Origin of the sequence: Saccharothrix sp. NRRL B-16348 (assembly GCF_001280085.1) — a bacterium.
GTDB lineage: Bacteria > Actinomycetota > Actinomycetes > Mycobacteriales > Pseudonocardiaceae > Actinosynnema.
In genome coordinates, this window is record NZ_LGED01000192.1 from 102,315 (window position 1) to 119,297 (window position 16,983).

Annotated in this window: 16 protein-coding genes and 1 pseudogene; 11 read left to right on the forward strand and 6 right to left on the reverse strand. The window is 71.2% G+C overall.

Translation table 11 applies throughout. The annotated features are described in order from the left end of the window. Positions 1–22: 22 nt before the first annotated feature. The 3 genes and pseudogenes from ADK67_RS54670 to ADK67_RS17595 all read left to right on the forward strand — a co-directional run. A pseudogene (locus ADK67_RS54670) lies at positions 23–166 on the forward strand (LacI family DNA-binding transcriptional regulator); the annotation flags it as partial. 111 nt (positions 167–277) lie between these two features. After that, entirely contained in the window at positions 278–1,057 is a 780-nt protein-coding gene (locus ADK67_RS17590; RefSeq protein WP_269436004.1) for a LacI family DNA-binding transcriptional regulator, read from the forward strand. Between the two features lie 135 nt (positions 1,058–1,192). Further along, positions 1,193–3,394: a discoidin domain-containing protein gene (locus ADK67_RS17595; RefSeq protein ID WP_082403544.1), complete on the forward strand. Its 2,202-nt coding sequence runs from the start codon at positions 1,193–1,195 to the stop codon at positions 3,392–3,394. A 63-nt stretch (positions 3,395–3,457) separates the two neighbouring features. Here the strand turns inward: ADK67_RS17595 and ADK67_RS17600 are convergent, their stop codons facing one another. Further along, a complete protein-coding gene (locus ADK67_RS17600) occupies positions 3,458–3,805 on the reverse strand; it encodes a VOC family protein (RefSeq protein ID WP_053717502.1) in 348 nt (115 codons plus the stop codon). 97 nt (positions 3,806–3,902) lie between these two features. On the opposite strand from ADK67_RS17600, the gene ADK67_RS17605 reads away from it, so the two are divergent. Further along, positions 3,903–4,685, forward strand: coding sequence for a helix-turn-helix domain-containing protein (locus ADK67_RS17605; RefSeq protein ID WP_231648233.1), 783 nt, complete (start codon positions 3,903–3,905; stop codon positions 4,683–4,685). 93 nt (positions 4,686–4,778) lie between these two features. Here ADK67_RS17605 and ADK67_RS17610 read toward each other — a convergent pair whose 3' ends face one another. Together ADK67_RS17610 and ADK67_RS17615 are read right to left on the reverse strand one after the other, a co-directional pair. After that, on the reverse strand, positions 4,779–5,660 hold the full coding sequence (locus tag ADK67_RS17610) for a maleylpyruvate isomerase family mycothiol-dependent enzyme (RefSeq protein WP_053717504.1): 882 nt from the start codon (positions 5,658–5,660) through the stop codon (positions 4,779–4,781). Between the two features lie 50 nt (positions 5,661–5,710). Continuing rightward, positions 5,711–6,607, reverse strand: a complete 897-nt coding sequence (locus ADK67_RS17615) for a LysR family transcriptional regulator (RefSeq protein WP_157620507.1) — start codon at positions 6,605–6,607, stop codon at positions 5,711–5,713. A 105-nt stretch (positions 6,608–6,712) separates the two neighbouring features. Here ADK67_RS17615 and ADK67_RS50980 point away from each other — a divergent pair, with 105 nt between their 5' ends. Together ADK67_RS50980 and ADK67_RS50985 are read left to right on the forward strand one after the other, a co-directional pair. Next, positions 6,713–8,335 carry a caspase family protein gene (locus ADK67_RS50980; RefSeq protein WP_157620510.1) on the forward strand — a complete coding sequence of 541 codons (1,623 nt, stop codon included), beginning with the start codon at positions 6,713–6,715 and terminating at the stop codon, positions 8,333–8,335. Next, positions 8,236–8,742 (forward strand): hypothetical protein, encoded by a 507-nt coding sequence (locus ADK67_RS50985; RefSeq protein WP_157620513.1) that lies wholly within the window; start codon positions 8,236–8,238, stop codon positions 8,740–8,742. Before ADK67_RS50980 ends, ADK67_RS50985 begins: the two co-directional genes overlap by 100 nt. A gap of 16 nt (positions 8,743–8,758) precedes the next feature. Here the strand turns inward: ADK67_RS50985 and ADK67_RS17625 are convergent, their stop codons facing one another. Further along, on the reverse strand, positions 8,759–9,889 hold the full coding sequence (locus tag ADK67_RS17625) for a DUF418 domain-containing protein (RefSeq protein WP_053717506.1): 1,131 nt from the start codon (positions 9,887–9,889) through the stop codon (positions 8,759–8,761). A 258-nt stretch (positions 9,890–10,147) separates the two neighbouring features. Here ADK67_RS17625 and urtA point away from each other — a divergent pair, with 258 nt between their 5' ends. From urtA to urtE, 5 genes are read left to right on the forward strand one after another with little or no spacing between them, the layout of a single operon-like run. After that, positions 10,148–11,365: an urea ABC transporter substrate-binding protein gene (gene urtA, locus ADK67_RS17630; protein WP_053717507.1), complete on the forward strand. Its 1,218-nt coding sequence runs from the start codon at positions 10,148–10,150 to the stop codon at positions 11,363–11,365. Further along, a complete protein-coding gene (urtB, locus tag ADK67_RS17635; RefSeq protein ID WP_053717508.1) occupies positions 11,365–12,240 on the forward strand; it encodes an urea ABC transporter permease subunit UrtB in 876 nt (291 codons plus the stop codon). The genes urtA and urtB overlap by 1 nt, the downstream gene beginning before the upstream one ends. Beyond that, positions 12,237–13,295 carry an urea ABC transporter permease subunit UrtC gene (gene urtC / locus ADK67_RS17640; protein WP_053717509.1) on the forward strand — a complete coding sequence of 353 codons (1,059 nt, stop codon included), beginning with the start codon at positions 12,237–12,239 and terminating at the stop codon, positions 13,293–13,295. Before urtB ends, urtC begins: the two co-directional genes overlap by 4 nt. Beyond that, a complete protein-coding gene (urtD, locus tag ADK67_RS17645) occupies positions 13,292–14,041 on the forward strand; it encodes an urea ABC transporter ATP-binding protein UrtD (RefSeq protein WP_053717510.1) in 750 nt (249 codons plus the stop codon). Before urtC ends, urtD begins: the two co-directional genes overlap by 4 nt. Next, on the forward strand, positions 14,041–14,736 hold the full coding sequence (gene urtE, locus ADK67_RS17650) for an urea ABC transporter ATP-binding subunit UrtE (protein WP_053717552.1): 696 nt from the start codon (positions 14,041–14,043) through the stop codon (positions 14,734–14,736). The genes urtD and urtE overlap by 1 nt, the downstream gene beginning before the upstream one ends. A gap of 28 nt (positions 14,737–14,764) precedes the next feature. Here urtE and ADK67_RS52595 read toward each other — a convergent pair whose 3' ends face one another. Beyond that, positions 14,765–15,997: a hypothetical protein gene (locus tag ADK67_RS52595; protein WP_053717511.1), complete on the reverse strand. Its 1,233-nt coding sequence runs from the start codon at positions 15,995–15,997 to the stop codon at positions 14,765–14,767. Continuing rightward, positions 15,994–16,752, reverse strand: coding sequence for a bestrophin-like domain (locus ADK67_RS17660; protein WP_053717512.1), 759 nt, complete (start codon positions 16,750–16,752; stop codon positions 15,994–15,996). Before ADK67_RS17660 ends, ADK67_RS52595 begins: the two co-directional genes overlap by 4 nt. Between the last annotated feature and the right edge of the window lie 231 nt (positions 16,753–16,983).

The window sequence follows — 16,983 nt, forward strand, 5'->3', positions numbered from 1 at the left end:
GCGCGGGTGCAGGCAGAATGCGGGTATGAGCAGGCCGCCGACGTTGGAGGACGTGGCGCGGGTCGCCGGTGTGTCCCGGGCGACGGTCTCCCGCGTCGTCAACGGCACCCGCAACGTCGACCGGAAGATCCAGGAGGTCGTGCGCGCCGCCGTCGACCAGACCGGCTACGCGCCCAACCGCGCGGCCCGCTCCCTGGTCACCAAGAGGGCCGGGACGATCGCGCTCGTCGTCTCGGGCGCGGGCGACCCGGGCGACGAGGACGCGTTCGCCGCACGGGTGTTCGCCGACCCGTTCTTCGGCCGGGTGGCCGGCGGTGTGCTGGGTTTCCTGCGCACGCGCGGCGTGCACCCGGTGCTGATGGTCGCCGACACCGAACCGGCCCGCGAGGACGTGCTGTCGTTCCTCCGCCAGGGCAGCGCGGACGGCGCGCTCCTCGTCTCCACGCACGCCGAGGACCCGCTGCCGGCCCGGCTGGTGGCGGCGGAGCTGCCCGCCGTGCTGTTCGCGCGCCCGGCCCGGCCCGTGCCGATCAGCTACGTCGACCTCGACCACCGGGCCGGCGCCCGGCTCGCGGCCGACCACCTGGTGCGCCGCGGCTGCACGCGGGTCGCGACGATCACCGGCCCGCTGGACGTGCCCGCGGCCCAGGAGCGGCTCACCGGGTTCCGCGATGCCATGGCGCGGCACGGTTTCCCGCACGTCCCGATCGCCGAGGGCCGGTTCACGTCGGCCAGCGGCGAGGGGGCGATGGAACGGCTGCTGGCCGAGCACCCCGGCATCGACGGCGTGTTCGCGGCCAACGACCTGATGGCGCAGGGCGCGTTGCTGGTGCTGCACAAGCACCGCAGGCGCGTGCCCGGGCAGGTGGCGCTGGTGGGTTTCGACGACAGCAGCCCCGCGCTGTCCTGCCGACCGCGGTTGACCACCGTCCGGCAGCCGGTGGAGGACATGGCGGCCGGGATGTCCCGGTTGTTGTTGGACCACGTCGAAGAACCGGGACTGCGCCCGGAATCCGTCGTCTTCGAGCCCTCGCTCGTGGTGCGGGACTCCGCCTGAAGATCGGTCCGCACCGTCGTTGACGTCCTCGTGACATCGGCGTTACGCTCCGAGAGAGCGCTCTCTCAGCGCCTCCGGTGCCACGGAGGCACGGCTCCGGGCCTTCTCGCGCCCCTTACCTCGTCAGGTAGGACCATGAGCTCTCCCCGTTCCCTGTCACGGGTCCTGACCGCCGCGCTGGCACTCGGCCTCGCCGCGGTGCTCAGCCCCGTGATCACCCAGTCCGCGCAGGCCGCCGAGTGCGGCACGACCAACGCCGCGCTCAACCGCCCGGCCACCGCGTCGTCCGTCGAGAACGGCGGCACCCCTGCCGCCGCCGCTGTCGACGGCAACACCGGCACCCGCTGGTCCAGCGCGTTCGCCGACCCGCAGTGGCTCCAGGTCGACCTCGGCTCCACCCAGCAGGTGTGCCGGGTGACGCTGACCTGGGAGGCCGCGTACGGTCGGGCGTTCCAGGTGCAGTTGTCGGACAACGCGTCCACTTGGAACACCGTCTACTCCACCACCACCGGCACCGGTGGCGTGCAGGCCGTGACCGTCACGGGCAGCGGCCGCTACCTGCGGGTCCACGGCACCGCGCGCGCCACCGGCTACGGCTACTCACTGTGGGAGCTGGCAGTCAACACCGAGACCACGGGCGGCGTCGTGATCCCGCCGACCGACCCGCGCAACCCCGACTTCGGCCCCAACGTGCTCGTCTACGGCCCCGGCTACGACCGGGTCGCGATGCAGTCGCGGCTGGACCAGATCGCCACCCAGATGAAGACCAACCAGTTCGGCCCCGAGCGGTACGCGGTGCTGTACAAGCCGGGCGTGTACGACGCGGACGTCAACCTCCGCTTCTACACCCAGGTCGCGGGCCTCGGCCTGCACCCGGACGACGTGCGGCTCAACGGCCACGTGCGCGTCGAGGCGGACTGGTTGCAGCAGGGCGACAACCCGAACAACCTCGGCAACGCGACGCAGAACTTCTGGCGCCAGGCCGAGAACATGCACGTCAACCTGCCCGCCGGCCAGATCGAGCGGTGGGCCGTGTCGCAGGCCGCGTCGTACCGGCGCATGCACCTCAGCGGCCAGGTCCAGCTGTGGAACGGCGGCGACGGCTGGGCGTCCGGCGGCCTGATCGTGGACAGCAAGATCGACGGCGTCGCGGTGTCCGGCTCGCAGCAGCAGTTCCTGACCCGCAACAGCAACCTCGCGGGCGGCTGGAACGGCTCGGTGTGGAACATGGTGTTCGTCGGCTCGCCCGGCTCGCCCGCGCAGCACTTCCCGAACCCGTCGCACACCACCGTCGACACCACGCCGGTCGTGCGCGAGAAGCCGTTCCTGTACTTCGAGAACGGCGAGTACAAGGTGTTCGTCCCGGCGCTGCGGCACAACTCGCGCGGCACGAGCTGGGAGTCGGGCGCGCCCGCCGGCCAGTCGATCTCGCTGGCGGACTTCTTCATCGTCAAGCCCGGCACCCCGGTGGCGACGACCAACGCGGCGCTGGCGCAGGGCAAGCACCTGCTGCTGACGCCGGGTGTGCACCGCCTCAACGACACGATCAACGTGACCCGGCCGAACACCGTGGTGCTCGGCCTGGGCCTGGCCACGCTCTCGCCGGACACCGGCAGGGCGGCGATGGCGGTGTCCGATGTGGACGGCGTGAAGCTGGCCGGTTTCCTGGTGGACGCCGGCGTGCAGAACTCCCCCGTGCTGCTGCAGGTCGGCCAGGCCGGCTCGGCGGCGTCGCACGCGGCGAACCCGACCTCGCTGCACGACGTGTACCTGCGCGTCGGCGGTTCACAGGCGGGCAAGGCCACGGTGTCGTTGGAGGTCAACAGCGATGACGTGATCATCGACCACACGTGGGTGTGGCGGGCCGACCACGGCGCGGGCGTCGGCTGGAACGTCAACACCGGCCGCAACGGCGTCGTCGTCAACGGCGACAACGTGACCGCGTACGGGTTGTTCGTCGAGCACTACCAGCAGCACAACGTGGTGTGGAACGGCAACGGCGGTCGCACGTACTTCTTCCAGAACGAGCTGCCGTACGACCCGCCGAACCAGGCGTCGTGGATGAACGGCGCGCAGCTGGGCTGGGCCGGGTACAAGGTGGCCGACCACGTCACCACGCACGAGGGCTGGGGCATGGGCGTGTACGCCTTCAACCAGGCCGACCCGAGCGTGCGGACGGCGAACGGCTTCGAGGTGCCCAACCGGTCGGGCGTGCGGCTGCACGACCTGGTCACGGTGTCGCTCGGCGGTGTCGGCACGATCGACAACGTGGTGAACGGCATCGGCGGCGCCGCGAACATGGCCACGCAGCAGCGTTACGTCGTCAACTACCCGTGACGCCGTGAGCCGAACCGCCCCGCCGATGGTTCTCCTCGGCGGGGCGGTTCCCTGCGCCGAGGGTTATTCGGCGCTCAGGCAGAGCGGGTGGCCCTCCGGGTCGATGAGGACGGTCCACTTCTCCTCGCCGGGCTGGAAGTCGGGCTTGCGCGCGCCCAGGTCGAGCAGGGTGGCGACGGTCGCGGCGACGTCGGGCACGGCGAAGTCGAGGTGGGCGTGCGTGCGGTCGTCCGGCCAGTTCGGGCCCTGGTAGTCGGCGACGCGCTGGAAGCCGAGCTGCACCGGGCCGCCGTCGCCGATGAAGACGTACTGGTCGTCGGTGTAGGTCGGCTGCCAGCCGGTGGCGGCGGTGTAGAACTCGGCGAGCCTGGCCGGGTCGGCGCTGTCGAGGATGATCGTGGCGAGGCGCATGGCAGGTCCTTTCCGGGTGGTGTGCGTGCAGCTTCTCCGATCGGGGCGGGGCCGGTATTGAACTATTTTGTCGGACCACCGGCGTACCTTGCCGAGCGTGCTCACCCCGATGTCCCTCGCCGCGTCGGCTGATTTCACCGTCGACGCGGTGACCTGCACGGATTCGCACCCCCGGTGGTCGGAGGCCGAGGCGGCGCCCGGGCACCTGATCGTCCTCGTGCGACGGGGCCGGTTCCGGCGGCGGGCGCGGGACGGGGTGTTCGAGGCGGAGCCGGGGACGGCGTACGTGCAGGAGCCGGGTGAGCCGGTGGAGTTCGCGCACCCGGCCGGCGGTGACGTGTGCACGGCGGTGTGGGTGCGGCCGGGGTTGTGGCGGTCGGTGGTGGGCGAGGACCGGCCGGCGCGGACGTCGTTCTACGTGGACGCGGCGGTGGACCTGGCGCACCGCAGGCTGGTCGGCCGCCGTGACGTCGAGTTCGGCGTGGCGGAAGGCCTGGTCGGCTTGCTCGGCGCCGCCGTGGGCCGCCTGTCGCCCCGCCCGCTGCCGGGTGCGGAGGACCGTGCGGCGGTGGCCGCGGCCCGGGAGGCGGTGCTGGCGGACGCCCCCGAGTCGGCCGGCCTGGTGCCCCTGGCCGAGTCCCTCGGCGTGTCGCCCTACCGCCTGAGCCGCGCGTTCAGCCGTGAGGTCGGCGTCTCCCTGACCAGATTCCGCAACCGCGTGCGGGTGGGGCGGGCGGTGGAACGGCTGGAGGCCGGCGAGCACGACCTGGCCGGCCTGGCCGCGGACCTGGGCTTCGCCGACCAAGCCCACCTGACCCGCACGGTCCGCGAACACCTGGGCCACACCCCGGCCGCACTGCGCCGCCTGCTCGCCGGCTGACGGAGGCACAGGTCGAGGAAGCGCCCACTTGCCCGAGGCATTCTCCGGTCACCCATCAGGACGTGGTGATCGCCTTCGGCCACGTCGGCGGGGTCAGCCCGCGACGTCGTCGGTTCGGTTGCTCGACAGCGGCACGGAGTTCGTCGGCAGGCGCACGGTGCGCAGGAACGCCGGCAGCAGCCACGGACGGCGGCCGGAGACGCGCAGCTTGCCGGTCAGCGCGGCGCGGGCGTGGCTGACGCGGCCGAACAGCACCAGGTTCAGCACGGCCGGGTCGAAGGTCAGGCGCACGTCGACCGGCGCGCCCGGTTCGCCGACGGAGACCCGGCCCCGGTGCAGGACGATCGTCACCGGGGTGGTGTGGCGGGAGCGGAAGGCCACGGCGACGCGGCGGTCGCTCGGCGGTTCCCCGTCGAGGACGCCGCCGACGTCGTTGCGCATCATGCCGACGATGAACAGCTCGAAGAACAGCGCGGCCTCGCGCGGCGGGATCGACCACGGCGTGCCAACGCCGCGGGCGATGTCCCAGCCGTGGATGAGCAGTTCGTTCACGAGGTGGGCCAGCACGCCGGCGATCGGCACCCGGGACGAGCCCAGCCACGGCACCGCCCGCTCGGGATCGGTCGCCGCGGTCATGTCGAGGATCGAGGCCACCATCGACCGCAGCATGGCGGCCAACGTGGCGGGGTCGCGCTCGGTGAACTGCCGCAGCGCCAGGTCGTTCAGGTCGGCGACGGTGTCCACGGTGACGGTGGGGATGCGCTCGGCGAGCGCCGGGTCGGCCACCTCGGCGCCGTCGGGCGCCAGCAGCGTGGTGTAGATCGAGGCGATGGCGACGACGTGCGCTGCAGTGTCGGCCACCGTCCAGTCGGGGGTGGCGAGCGCGTTCGGGTCCGACCCGGCGACGAGGTCCGCGAACCGCCCCGTCACGTCGGACAGCACGTCCCGCACCACTGGCCACTGCTCGGATTCCACGGCACCCCCAGTCCCTCGGACGGACGATAACAGCGTTTCCGTCCCGCCGGCTACCGAACGGCCAGCCGCACGGTGGCCTCCACGAACGCGCGCACCACCGGCCGGGCGGTCTGCGGCGCCCACCCGATGGCGATCCGGAGCGGCTCGATGTCGGTCACCGGCCGCCACGCCAGGTCGGGGTGCGCGTAGTACTCCGCCATCGACTCCGGGCCGAAGCACACCGCCGCACCGGCCGCGACGTGCTCCAACATCTCGTCCGCGTTGTCGTTCTCCGGTCCCCACACGGGTTCCCCGCCGTCCGGGCGCGGGTTGACGGCCCACCAGTCGACCCACTCCTTCGGCGCCTTGCGCGTCCACATCAACGGCTCGTCACGCAGGTCCGCGATGTCCACCGACTCCCGTGCGGCCAACGGGTGGTCGCGGGCGAGGGCGACGTACCGCGCCTCGGTCGCCACCACGCGGGTGCGCAGGCCGTCGGTGTCGTTGGGCAGCCAGACGAACGCCACGTCGACCAGGCCCTGCCGCAGGGCGTCCGGCTCGCCGCCCCAGTCGCACCGCTTCGGCTCGATCGTCACGTCGGGCCGCTGCTCGGCGAACGCCGCCCTGGCCCGGCGCGCCACGTTGCCACCGCCCGACGCGACGAACCCGACCCGCAGCACGTTCGCCTCGGCCGCCGCCGCGGACCGCGCCGACCGCACCGCGTCCCGCCAGTCGTCCAACGCCTTCCGCGCCGACGGCAGCAACTCGACGCCCGCCGCGGTCAGCCGCACCTCCCGACCGGTCCGCACGAACAGCTCGACGCCGAGGTCCGCCTCCAACTGCCTGATCTGCCTGCTCAACGCGGGTTGCGAGACGTACAGGTCACGCGCCGCCCCGGTGAAGCTCAACCGTTCGGCCACGGCCACGAAGTACCGCAGCACCCTGGTGTCCACGTCGAGAGGACTCATGCGGGCAGCGTATTTGCCCGGCGACGCCCCCGTGGCGGGGGCCGTTCCGGTGATCACGGTGCGATCCGCGACGACCGGTGCGCCACGCTTCCCTAATCTCGTCCCATGCGCCGAGCGTTGCTGATCGCCACCGACACCTACCGCGATCCGACGTTCGGGGCACTGCGCGCGCCGCGCCTCGACGCCGCCGAGCTGGACGCCGTCCTGAGCGACCCGGCCATCGGCGACTTCACGACCGAGGTGCTGGTCAACGAGCCCGTCCAGCACCTGCGCGAGCGCATCGAGACCGTGCTCGGCGAAGCCGGTCACGACGACCTGGTCCTGCTCTACCTCTCCGGCCACGGCGTCAAGGCGCGGCTCGGCGACCTGCACTTCGTCACCACCGACACCCGGCACACCGTGCTCGCGACCACCTCGCTCGACGCGGCGTTCGTCCGCAGGCAGATCGACGACAGCCTGGCCGGACAGGTCGTGGTGTGGCTCGACTGCTGCTACGGCGGCGCCTTCCCCAGCGGGATGCTGCCCCGCGCGACCGAGGACGTCGACGTCGTCCAGCAGCTGGCGGAAGGCCGCGGCTGCGCGGTCATGACCGCGTCCACGCACATCCAGTACGCCTACGAGCCGGTAGGCGACCACGTCGACGACCGCGCCGAGCCGTCCGTCTTCACCAAGGCGATCATCGACGGCCTGCGGACCGGCGACGCCGACCTCGACCACGACGGCGAGATCAGCGCCCGCGACCTCTACGGCTACGTCCACGACCGCGTGCGCCGCACGAACCCCGACCAGACGCCGACGAGCAGCGGCACCCTGTCCGGCGACCTGCGGATCGCCTACGCGGGCACGCCGCTGCCCCCTGGGCTGCCCGACGAGCTGCGCCGACTCCTGCGCAGCCCGGAGGACGGTTTCCGCCGGGCAGGGTTGCGCATCCTGCACGAGCGAGCCCACTCGGGCGACCAGGTCTCGCTCGCGGTGCTGCACGCGCTCCGGGGAAGCGCGGACCAGCTGCTCTCCGCCTCCGCACAAGAAGCCCTGACGCCGAGGACGACCCCGAGACCCGACCCACCGGCAGCCCCGCACCCGAACTCCGGAACGACGATCGAGGACGAGACCGGTCAGGCGATCCGGACGATCCTTCGGCGGTCGGTGCCGGAATTCAGCGCCCAGGGCGTTGTGGGCCACGGGCTTCGAGTTACCCCGTTACTCGGAGTTCCGCGCGTTCAGCCCCGACGACCGCTTGGTTCGTGGCCTTCAACCACAGCGAGCTCGTCGTGCTCCGGACGGCGAACTGGGAGCAGGTGGCCTCCCTTCGCATCTCCGGATCCATCGACGAGGTCGGCTTCAACCACGACGGCACGCTGCTGGCAGTCACCTCGCGGAGCATCACGACGATCTTCCAGGCGGTCGGTGACCGCTGGCAGTCCCTCGACCAGCCCGTGTTCCGCGAGGTCCGCGACGCCCGGTTCTGCCCCGACACCCCGCGCCTGGTGGTCGCGACGGACGACGGGCGCGTCGAGCTGTGGGACACGGCTACCTGGACGCGGATCGGCTCCACGAACCTCGTCGGCGTACAGGTCACGGCGCTTCGGTTCGGGTCGCTCCTGGCCGCCGCGTCGAGGGAGACCGTCGTGGTGTGGCGCACCGACACCTGGGAGGTGGTCAACTCCGCGCAGCTCGAGTCGAGCCTCTACGGCCCGGTTGCTTTCGGACCGGAGCTCGACGTGCTGATCTGTCGCGGCCGGCAAGGGGTCGAACTCCGCGGCGTCGCTGATGGGAAGATCAGCCGAACGATCTCTACCGATCTGTGGTCACCCGTGCTGAGCGGGAACGGGCGGTTCCTTGCCGGGATATCGCCGTACGGCTCGCACCGGAAGGACAACGAGGTATGGGTCTGGGCGCGCGACCGCTCGGATGCTGACGGGTTGCGCTCCAAGCGCGTGCCGCCCACGCCGTCCGTTTCCTCGAAGAACGAGGACCGGAGGCGAGTGGGACGGATCGGTGCGGTGAGCGGTGGTGCCGTCGTGGCAGCAAGCGTCTTCGCGAGCCGCGAGTTGGGCGTGATTCCGGCCGTTGGCGCCGGAGGGGTGTTGGCCGCTCTCGCTTGGTGGGTCGTGGACCGGGTCTGGTCGGCCTGACCCGGTCCACGATCGCCTACACCGCGACCGAACGTCGTTGCGGCGCGCGGTAGGCCCAGTCCCACACCGCTTCCACGGGTCCGCGCTCGAACCGCCGCATCCACCACGACGCGCCCACCATGAGCAGCACGGCGACCGCCAGCCACACGGCACCGGTGAACCACGCGCCCAGGTGGCCCCACCGCTGGGCCAGGCCGAGGCCCCACTGGTAGCAGAGCGCGGACGCGATCACGTTCTGCCCGACGTAGCAGCTCAGCGCCGACCGGCCGACCGCCGTGACGCCCCGCCTCACCGGCCCCGCCTCGGCCCGCAGCCGGTTGACCAGCAGGGTGATCCCGCCGAGCAGCCCGAACGCGACCAGCGGCGCGCACACGTACCGGTCGACGGCGAACCAGCTCGCCCCGGCGAGCGTGGTGGCGACGTTCAGCGGCACGCCCACCCCGAGGCCCCACACCGCCAGCCGCCGTTGGATCCGGGCGCCGCGCGCCGAGTTCTCCAACGCGCCCGCCTTGAACAGTCGCGCGCCCGCCAGGAACAGCAGCCCGCTCAGCGGCAGCACCAGGAAGCCTTCCGCGCGGAACACCGCGAAGTGCTCGACCCGCGCCTGGACGCCGCCCCACCAGCTGTCCGTGGTCAGCACGAACCCCGGATCCCCGGTGGTCGTGCTGCCGGTCAGCAGCGCCACGGTGATCAGGCCGACGACCGCCAGGTTCACCGCGCCCATCGCGACCATCCAGCCGACCTGGACCCGTCCGCTCCGCCCCACCAGGTAGGCGACCAGCACGGACACCACCGCGTAGAACATCAGCACGTCGAACTCGAACACCAGCACGTAGTGCAGCAGGCCCTCGAACAGCAGCAGCGCCGAGCGCCACAGGTACCAGCCCGGCCACCGCCTGCCCCGCCGTTCGGCCGAACGGTGCTGGATCGCCAGGCCGATGCCGAACATGATCGACAACAGGCCCAGGAACTTGCCGTTCGTGATCATCTGCAGCAGCGCGGTCACGGCGTCGCCCGAGCCCGAGCCGAAACCGGTCAGGAAACCCGTCACACCCTGCGGGTGCGTGAAAGCCCACACGTTGGTCCCGAACGTGCCCAGGATCGCCACCCCGCGCAGCACGTCGAGCGCCACGATTCGTCCACCCATGCCCGCCCCCCGATCTGGTTCGCCACCGAACGTAGGACGAGCGGTGGTGCGCGATCGTCGGCCGAAGGTGGCCGGCCGTGTCGCACCTTCGGACGATGGCAGCGGCCGAACGGATGACGCGGCGACAGCGGATCGTGAGCTGGGAAGGTCACAAGTGCATACCGTGAGCATCTGGCCACACGAACGTAACCTCGCGCGTCCGGCACGCAACACGCGGTTCATAGCTTCTCGGTTCCACCTGCTCGAAAGGAGCCGCCGGTGCGTTCCAGAACCTTCAGCCGCGGTCTGCTCGCCCTCCTGCTGCCCGCCCTGCTCACGACGGCCTGCGTCGAGGAGCCCGGCGGTGGCGCGGGGGCCTCCGGTGACGAGATCAAGGTCGGCATCCTGCACTCGTTGAGCGGCACGATGGCCATCAGCGAGGTGACCGTGCGCGACGCGGAGCTGCTGGCCATCGAGGAGATCAACGCCAAGGGCGGTGTGCTGGGCAAGAAGGTCGTCCCGGTCACCGAGGACGGCGCGTCGGACTGGCCCACGTTCGCGGAGAAGGCGCAGAAGCTGATCTCGCAGGACAAGGTGGCGACGGTGTTCGGCGGCTGGACGTCCGCCAGCCGCAAGGCGATGCTGCCGGTGTTCGAGCGCAACAAGGCGCTGCTCTGGTACCCGGTGCAGTACGAAGGGCTGGAGAGCTCGCCGTACATCTTCTACACCGGCGCGACGACGAACCAGCAGATCGTGCCCGCGCTGGACTACCTGGCCGCGCAGGGCAAGAAGAAGATGTTCCTGGTGGGCAGCGACTACGTGTTCCCGCGCACCGCCAACAAGATCATCAAGGCGTACGCCGCCGCCAAGGGCATCGAGATCCTGGGCGAGGAGTACACGCCGCTCGGCCACACCGAGTACAGCACGCTGGTCAACAAGATCGCCGACGCGAAGCCGGACGCGGTGTTCAACACCCTCAACGGCGACAGCAACGTGGCGTTCTTCAAGCAGCTGCGCGGTTCCGGCATCACGCCGCAGACCACGCCGGTGGTGTCGGTGAGCGTCGCCGAGGAAGAGGTCAAGGGCATCGGGCCGGAGAACGTGGCCGGGCACCTGGTGGCGTGGAACTACTACCAGACCACCACCACGCCCGCGAACGACGCGTTCGTCAAGGCGTTCAAGGCGAAGTACGGCGCGGACAAGGTGACGTCCGACCCGATGGAGGCCGGCTACAACGCGGTCCACCTGTGGGCGGCGGCGGTGGCGAAGGCGGGCACGACGGAGGTCGAGGCGGTGAAGAAGGCCGCAGGCGGCATCACGATCGACGCGCCCGAGGGCACCACCACCATCGACGGCGACAACCAGCACGTGGCCAAGACCGCGCGGATCGGCCTGGTGCAGGCGGACGGCCAGATCAAGGAGGTGTGGTCCTCCCCCGGCCCGATCAAGCCCGACCCGTACCTGAAGGGCTACGACTGGGCCGGCGGGTTGAGCTGATGGGCGCGCTGGTCAACCAGCTGCCCATCGGGCTGAGCATCGCGGCGGTGCTGCTGCTGATCGCGCTCGGGCTGACGTTCACGTTCGGCCAGATGGGCGTCATCAACATGGCGCACGGCGAGTTCATCATGGCGGGCGCCTACACCGCGTACCTGCTGCAGGGCCTGACGAGCCAGTCGTTCCTCATCGCGCTGCCGGTCGCGTTCGCCGTGGCCGGGTTGATGGGGCTGCTGCTGGAGTGGTCGCTGATCCGGCGTTTCTACGGGCGGCCGTTGGACACGCTGCTGCTCACCTGGGGCGTGAGCCTGGTGCTGCAACAGCTGGCGCGTGACGTCTTCGGCGCGCCGAACGTCCAGGTGACCGCGCCGGGCTGGCTGGTCGGCGGCGTCGACCTGCTCGGCGTCCGCCTGCCGTACAACCGGATGTTCATCGTCGTGCTGGCCGTGGTGTGCGTGGTCGGGGTGTGGCTGTACCTGACCAGGTTGCCCGCCGGCCGCCGGATGCGCGCGGTGGTGCAGGACCGGGAGTTGGCCGCCTACAGCGGCATCGCCACCGGACGGGTGGACCGGTTCACGTTCCTGCTCGGCTCGGGGCTGGCCGGGGTGGCGGGCGTCGCGTTGACGCTCGTCGGCCCGGTCGGCCCGGGCCTGGGCACCTTCTACATCGTGGACGCGTTCCTGGTCGTGGTCGCGGGCGGGCTCGGCCAGCTGCGCGGCGCGGTGCTGGCGGCGGTCGCGCTCGGGTTCCTCAACAGCTACCTGGAGTTCTGGACGGACGCGAGCCTGGCCAAGGTGCTGGTGTTCGTGGCGATCATCGCGTTCCTCCAGGTCCGGCCGCAGGGCATGTTCGTGCTGAAGGGGAGGGCGTTGGTATGACGTTGGGTCGCATCTCCCTCGTGGTGTGCGTCGTGCTGCTGGCGTTGGCGCCGTTGACGCTCTCGCCGTTCCGGCTGGGGCTGCTGGCGAAGTACCTGTGCTTCGCGATCGTCGCGGTCGGCATCGCGCTGGCCTGGGGCCAGGGCGGGATGCTGACGCTCGGGCAGGGCGTGTTCTTCGGGCTCGGCGGCTACGCGATGGCCATGTACCTGAAGCTGAAGGAGGCCGGGTCGGCCGGGTTGCCGGACTTCATGGTGTGGAGCGGCGTGGAGGAGCTGCCCGCGCTGTGGAAACCGTTCGGCAACCCGGTGTTCGCGCTGGCGGCGGTGGTGCTGATACCCGGCGTGGTGGCGTTCCTGCTGGGGCTGCTGGTGTTCCGGCAACGGGTGCGCGGCGCGTACTTCGCGATCCTGTCGCAGGCGTTGGCGGCGGCGTTCGTGATCCTGCTGATCGGTCAGCAGGGGCTGACCGGCGGCACGAACGGGATGACGAACTTCAGCCAGTTCTTCGGGCTGGACCTCACCGACCCGAACGGGCAGCGTGCCGTGTACGCGATAACGGCGCTCGTGCTCGGCGCGACGTTCCTGGTGGCGAAGCTGCTGGTGCGCAGCCGGTTCGGCAGGCTGCTGGTGGCCGTGCGGGACGGCGAGGACCGGGTGCGGTTCCTCGGCTACGACCCGGCCGTGGTCAAGACGATCACGTTCACGATCTCGGCGGTGATGGCGGGCCTGGCGGGCGCGTTGTTCGTGCCCGTGGTCGGCATCATCTCCCCCGCGCTGCTCGGCATCGTGCCGTCGCTGGAGCTGCTGGTCGGCGTGGCGGTCGGCGGTCGGTTCGTGCTGGCCGGCGCCATCGCGGGCGCCATCGCGGTCAACTACGCCAAGACGCTGTTCAGCGAGGACTTCGCCGAGGGCTGGCTGTACCTGCAGGGCGGGTTGTTCGTGCTGGTGCTGGTGTTCGCGCCGAAGGGGCTGGCTGGCGTGGTCGAGTCGGCGCGCGACCGGCTGGCGTCCCGCAGGCAGACCGGGCCGGCTCCGGTGGAGGTGACGGCGTGACGGCGTTGCTGGAGGTGCGCGGGCTGCGCGTGGTGTTCGACGGTTTCGCGGCGATCGACGGGCTGGACTTCACCGTCGAGGAAGGCGAGCTGCGGTTCCTGATCGGGCCGAACGGCGCGGGCAAGACGACGTTGATCGACGTGGTCACCGGGCTGACCAAGCCGGTGGCGGGCAGCGTGCGGTTCGGCGGCCAGGAGCTGGTCGGCAAGCGCGAGCACCGGATCGTGCGGCTGGGCGTCGGCCGCACGTTCCAGACCGCCACCGTGTTCGAAGAGCTGACCGTGGTGGAGAACCTGGACCTCGCGGACAGCTTCCGGCTGCCGCTGCGGTCGTTGCTGCGGCGGCGACGCGGGGTGTCCGACGCGGTGGCCTCGGCGTTGGAGGCGGCGGACCTGACCGCGTTGGCCGACAAGCCCGCCGGTGTGCTCTCGCACGGGCAGCGGCAGTGGCTGGAGATCGGGATGCTGCTGGTGCAGCGGCCGAAGCTGCTGCTGCTGGACGAGCCGGTGGCGGGCATGAGCCGGGCGGAACGGGAGCGGACGGGCGAGCTGCTGCACCGGATCGCTTCCACGCACACGGTGGTCGTGGTGGAGCACGACATGGAGTTCCTGCGCAAGTACGCGCGCAAGGTCACCGTGCTGCACCAGGGGCACGTGCTGCGCGAGGGCTCGGTCGCCGAGGTGCAGGAGGACCCGCGGGTGCGCGAGGTGTACCTGGGCCGGGCCAAGGGGAAGGCGGTGACGTGATGCTCACAGTGTCTGAAGTGGACGCTGCCTACGGGCGGGCACGAGTGCTGTTCGGCGTGGGGCTCGAAGTGCCCGCCGGGTCGTTGGTGTGCGTGATGGGGCGCAACGGGGTCGGCAAGACGACGTTGCTCAAGACCGTGATGGGCACGTTGACGCCCACGGCGGGCCGGATCACGTTCGACGGGCAGGACATCACGCGGATGCCGACGCACCTGCGGGTGCGCGCGGGCATGGCGTACGTGCCGCAGGGCCACGTCTCGTTCCCGCAGTTGACCGTGTGGGAGAACCTGCAGGTGACGCTGGAGGCCACCGGGCACCGCGACCCGGCGGCGGTGGACGAGGCGCTGGACGTGTTCCCGGCGTTGCGGGAGTTCTTCAAGCGGCCGGCCGGGTTCCTGTCCGGCGGTCAGCGGCAGCAGCTGGCGATCGCGCGGGCGTTGATCACCCGGCCTCGGCTGCTGGTGCTGGACGAGCCGACGGAGGGCGTCCAGCCGTCGGTGATCGACGAGATCGAGGCGGCGGTCGAACGGCTGCACCGCGAGGCCGGGCTGACCGTGCTGCTGGTGGAGCAGTACCTGGACTTCGCGTTGCGGCTGGCCGACAGCTTCGTGGTGATGGACGCGGGCGAGGTCGTGCACGCGGGCGCGACGGAGGAGCTGCACGACGAGGAGGTGCGCCGGATGCTCGCCGTCTGACCCACCGCCGCCTTGCCCACCGTCTTGCCTACCGCCGCCTGCTCGCGGCTTGGCGGGCGAGCGCGCCCGCGGCCAGGATCAGGATGATCGCGACCAGGCCCCAGCGGCGTTGGTCGCGGACCGTGTTGTTGGTCGGTTCCAAGGTCACCACCCGCCGGTCCGGCACCTCGATGTCGGCCGGCGGTGGCGGCGGCACCGGTGGCGGTGGCGGCTCCGGTGGCGGCGTGTTCCGCGGCGGGGTGGTCCGCAGCGGGGGCGGGATGTTCGGCGGGACCGCCGGTGCGGGGCGGACCGTCGTGGTGGTCGTGGTGGTCGTCGTCGTCCGGGGGATGGTGGTGGTCGTCCGGGGTGGTGGAGTCGTGGTGGTGGTCGTCGTCGTCGGGATGGGGGTCGTGGTCCTCGTAGTGGGTGGTGCGGTGGTCGTGGTGGTGGTTGTCGTCGTCGTGGGCGGTGTGGTGGTTGTGGTTGTCGTCGTAGTGGTCGGCGGTGTGGTCGTGGTGGTCGTGGGTGGTGTCGTGGTCGTGGTGGGGATCGGGATGGTGGACAGGCAGCCCGACGAGTCGATGGTGTGCAGGGCCTTCCTGGACGAGATCTCCGTGACCACGCCCGAGCCGTCCAGCGCCACCCGCCACAAGGTGCTCCGGCCGCCGCGGTTGTTGTTCGTGGCGTAGAGCGCGCCGTCCGGCGCCAGGGTCACCGCGCCGTAGCCGCTGCCACCGGGCAGCCGGCCGACGCCGGGCACGGTCCTCGTCCGGCCGGTGCGCGGGTCGATGCTGACGACCACGCCGTGGCCGTGCTCATGCGTGGCGACGCCGTAGAGCAGGCCGTCGGCCGGGTTGAGGTCGAAGTCGTCGACCGTGATCCCCTCCGCCGGCCACAGCCACGCCTCGTGCACGACGTGCCCGAACGTCGGGCTGCGGGGGTCGATGTCGACCGAGTGCAGCCACGGCCCGGCCCGCACGACCAGCCGCTCGCCCACCACCACGCCCGCCGTCGCGTTCCGCAGCACGGGCACCGGGCGGGTCGGCTTCCCGACCACCCGTCCCGTCCGGTCGAGGGCGACGAGCCTGCCGTGGTGGTCCACGCCGTACACGAGGTTCTGCCGGGCGGAGAACCCGATGGCGTTCACCCGCACGTCGAGCGCGTTGAGCGAAGTCGCCTCGCCGGACGGCAGCCGCACCTGGAAGACGGTCGACGGGCCGTGGGCCCCCGCCTCGACCTGGATGACGGTGCACACGACCTGCGCGAGCGCTTCGATCATCCGAATCGCTCCACGGCGGCCTCGAACGCGTCAGGGCTCACCCCGGCGCCGCCGCCGAACGGGTTCTGCAGCTGGTACGTCGCGTACAGCAGCAGCGTGATCGTCGCGGCGAGGGTGGCCACGATGAGCACGTGCGTGCGGATGCGCGGCCCGCCGAACAGCAGCGGCAGGCACACGGCCAGCACGCTGCCCGCGATCAGCACGAACCACACCACCGAGCTGACACCGCCGCCCGCCGCGTCCAGCCGCTCCTGCCTGGCCTGGTACACCTGCCACAGCTGGTTCGCGGCCTCGGTCTTGCGGTCGACCTGCCACTCGTCGGTCGTCGGCGCCTCCGCCACGACCCGGCGCAGCTGGTCGAGCTGCGCCCAGCCGCTCGACTGGAACGCGGTGCCCGCCGTCATGCCGGGCCACTCGTCGTCGATGACGGTGACGGCGTACGCGCGGGACAGCTCGCGCACCTGCGCGCCGGTCGCCGAGGACAGCGAGTCGCTCGCCCACGTGGCCGCCACCAGCCCGTCCGCCTCGCGGTAGGCGGCGTCACTCGCCTGGTTGACGGCGTCGAACAGGGCGATGAGCACGAACGCCACCAGGACCGCGTGCAGGCCGCCCACGATCGTGAACACCTGCCCCGCGGCCTCGTTGTTGGCCGAGCGGCCCTCCAGCTCGCCGTACTTGCGGATCACGTACGCGAAGACGGCGGCCACGACCGCCGCGCCGGCGACCCACAGCAGACCTGTGAGGTAAATGCTCATCGACACCCTTTCGTCACTCGGGATGAATTCCACAGATCCGCCGATTTCACTCACCCGAAAGCTAGTGATCGACCCGATCCGGTGAGAAGTGCGTTCATCCGAGTGCCAGGAAACCCCAAACTGTCAGGTGACACGCTCACCCCACACGACCAGGACCGCCAGTCGGAAGCCGCTGTAATGCGGTGAAAACCAGCTCATCGAGCTAACTGACTAGCCCAATCGAGTTGTTTG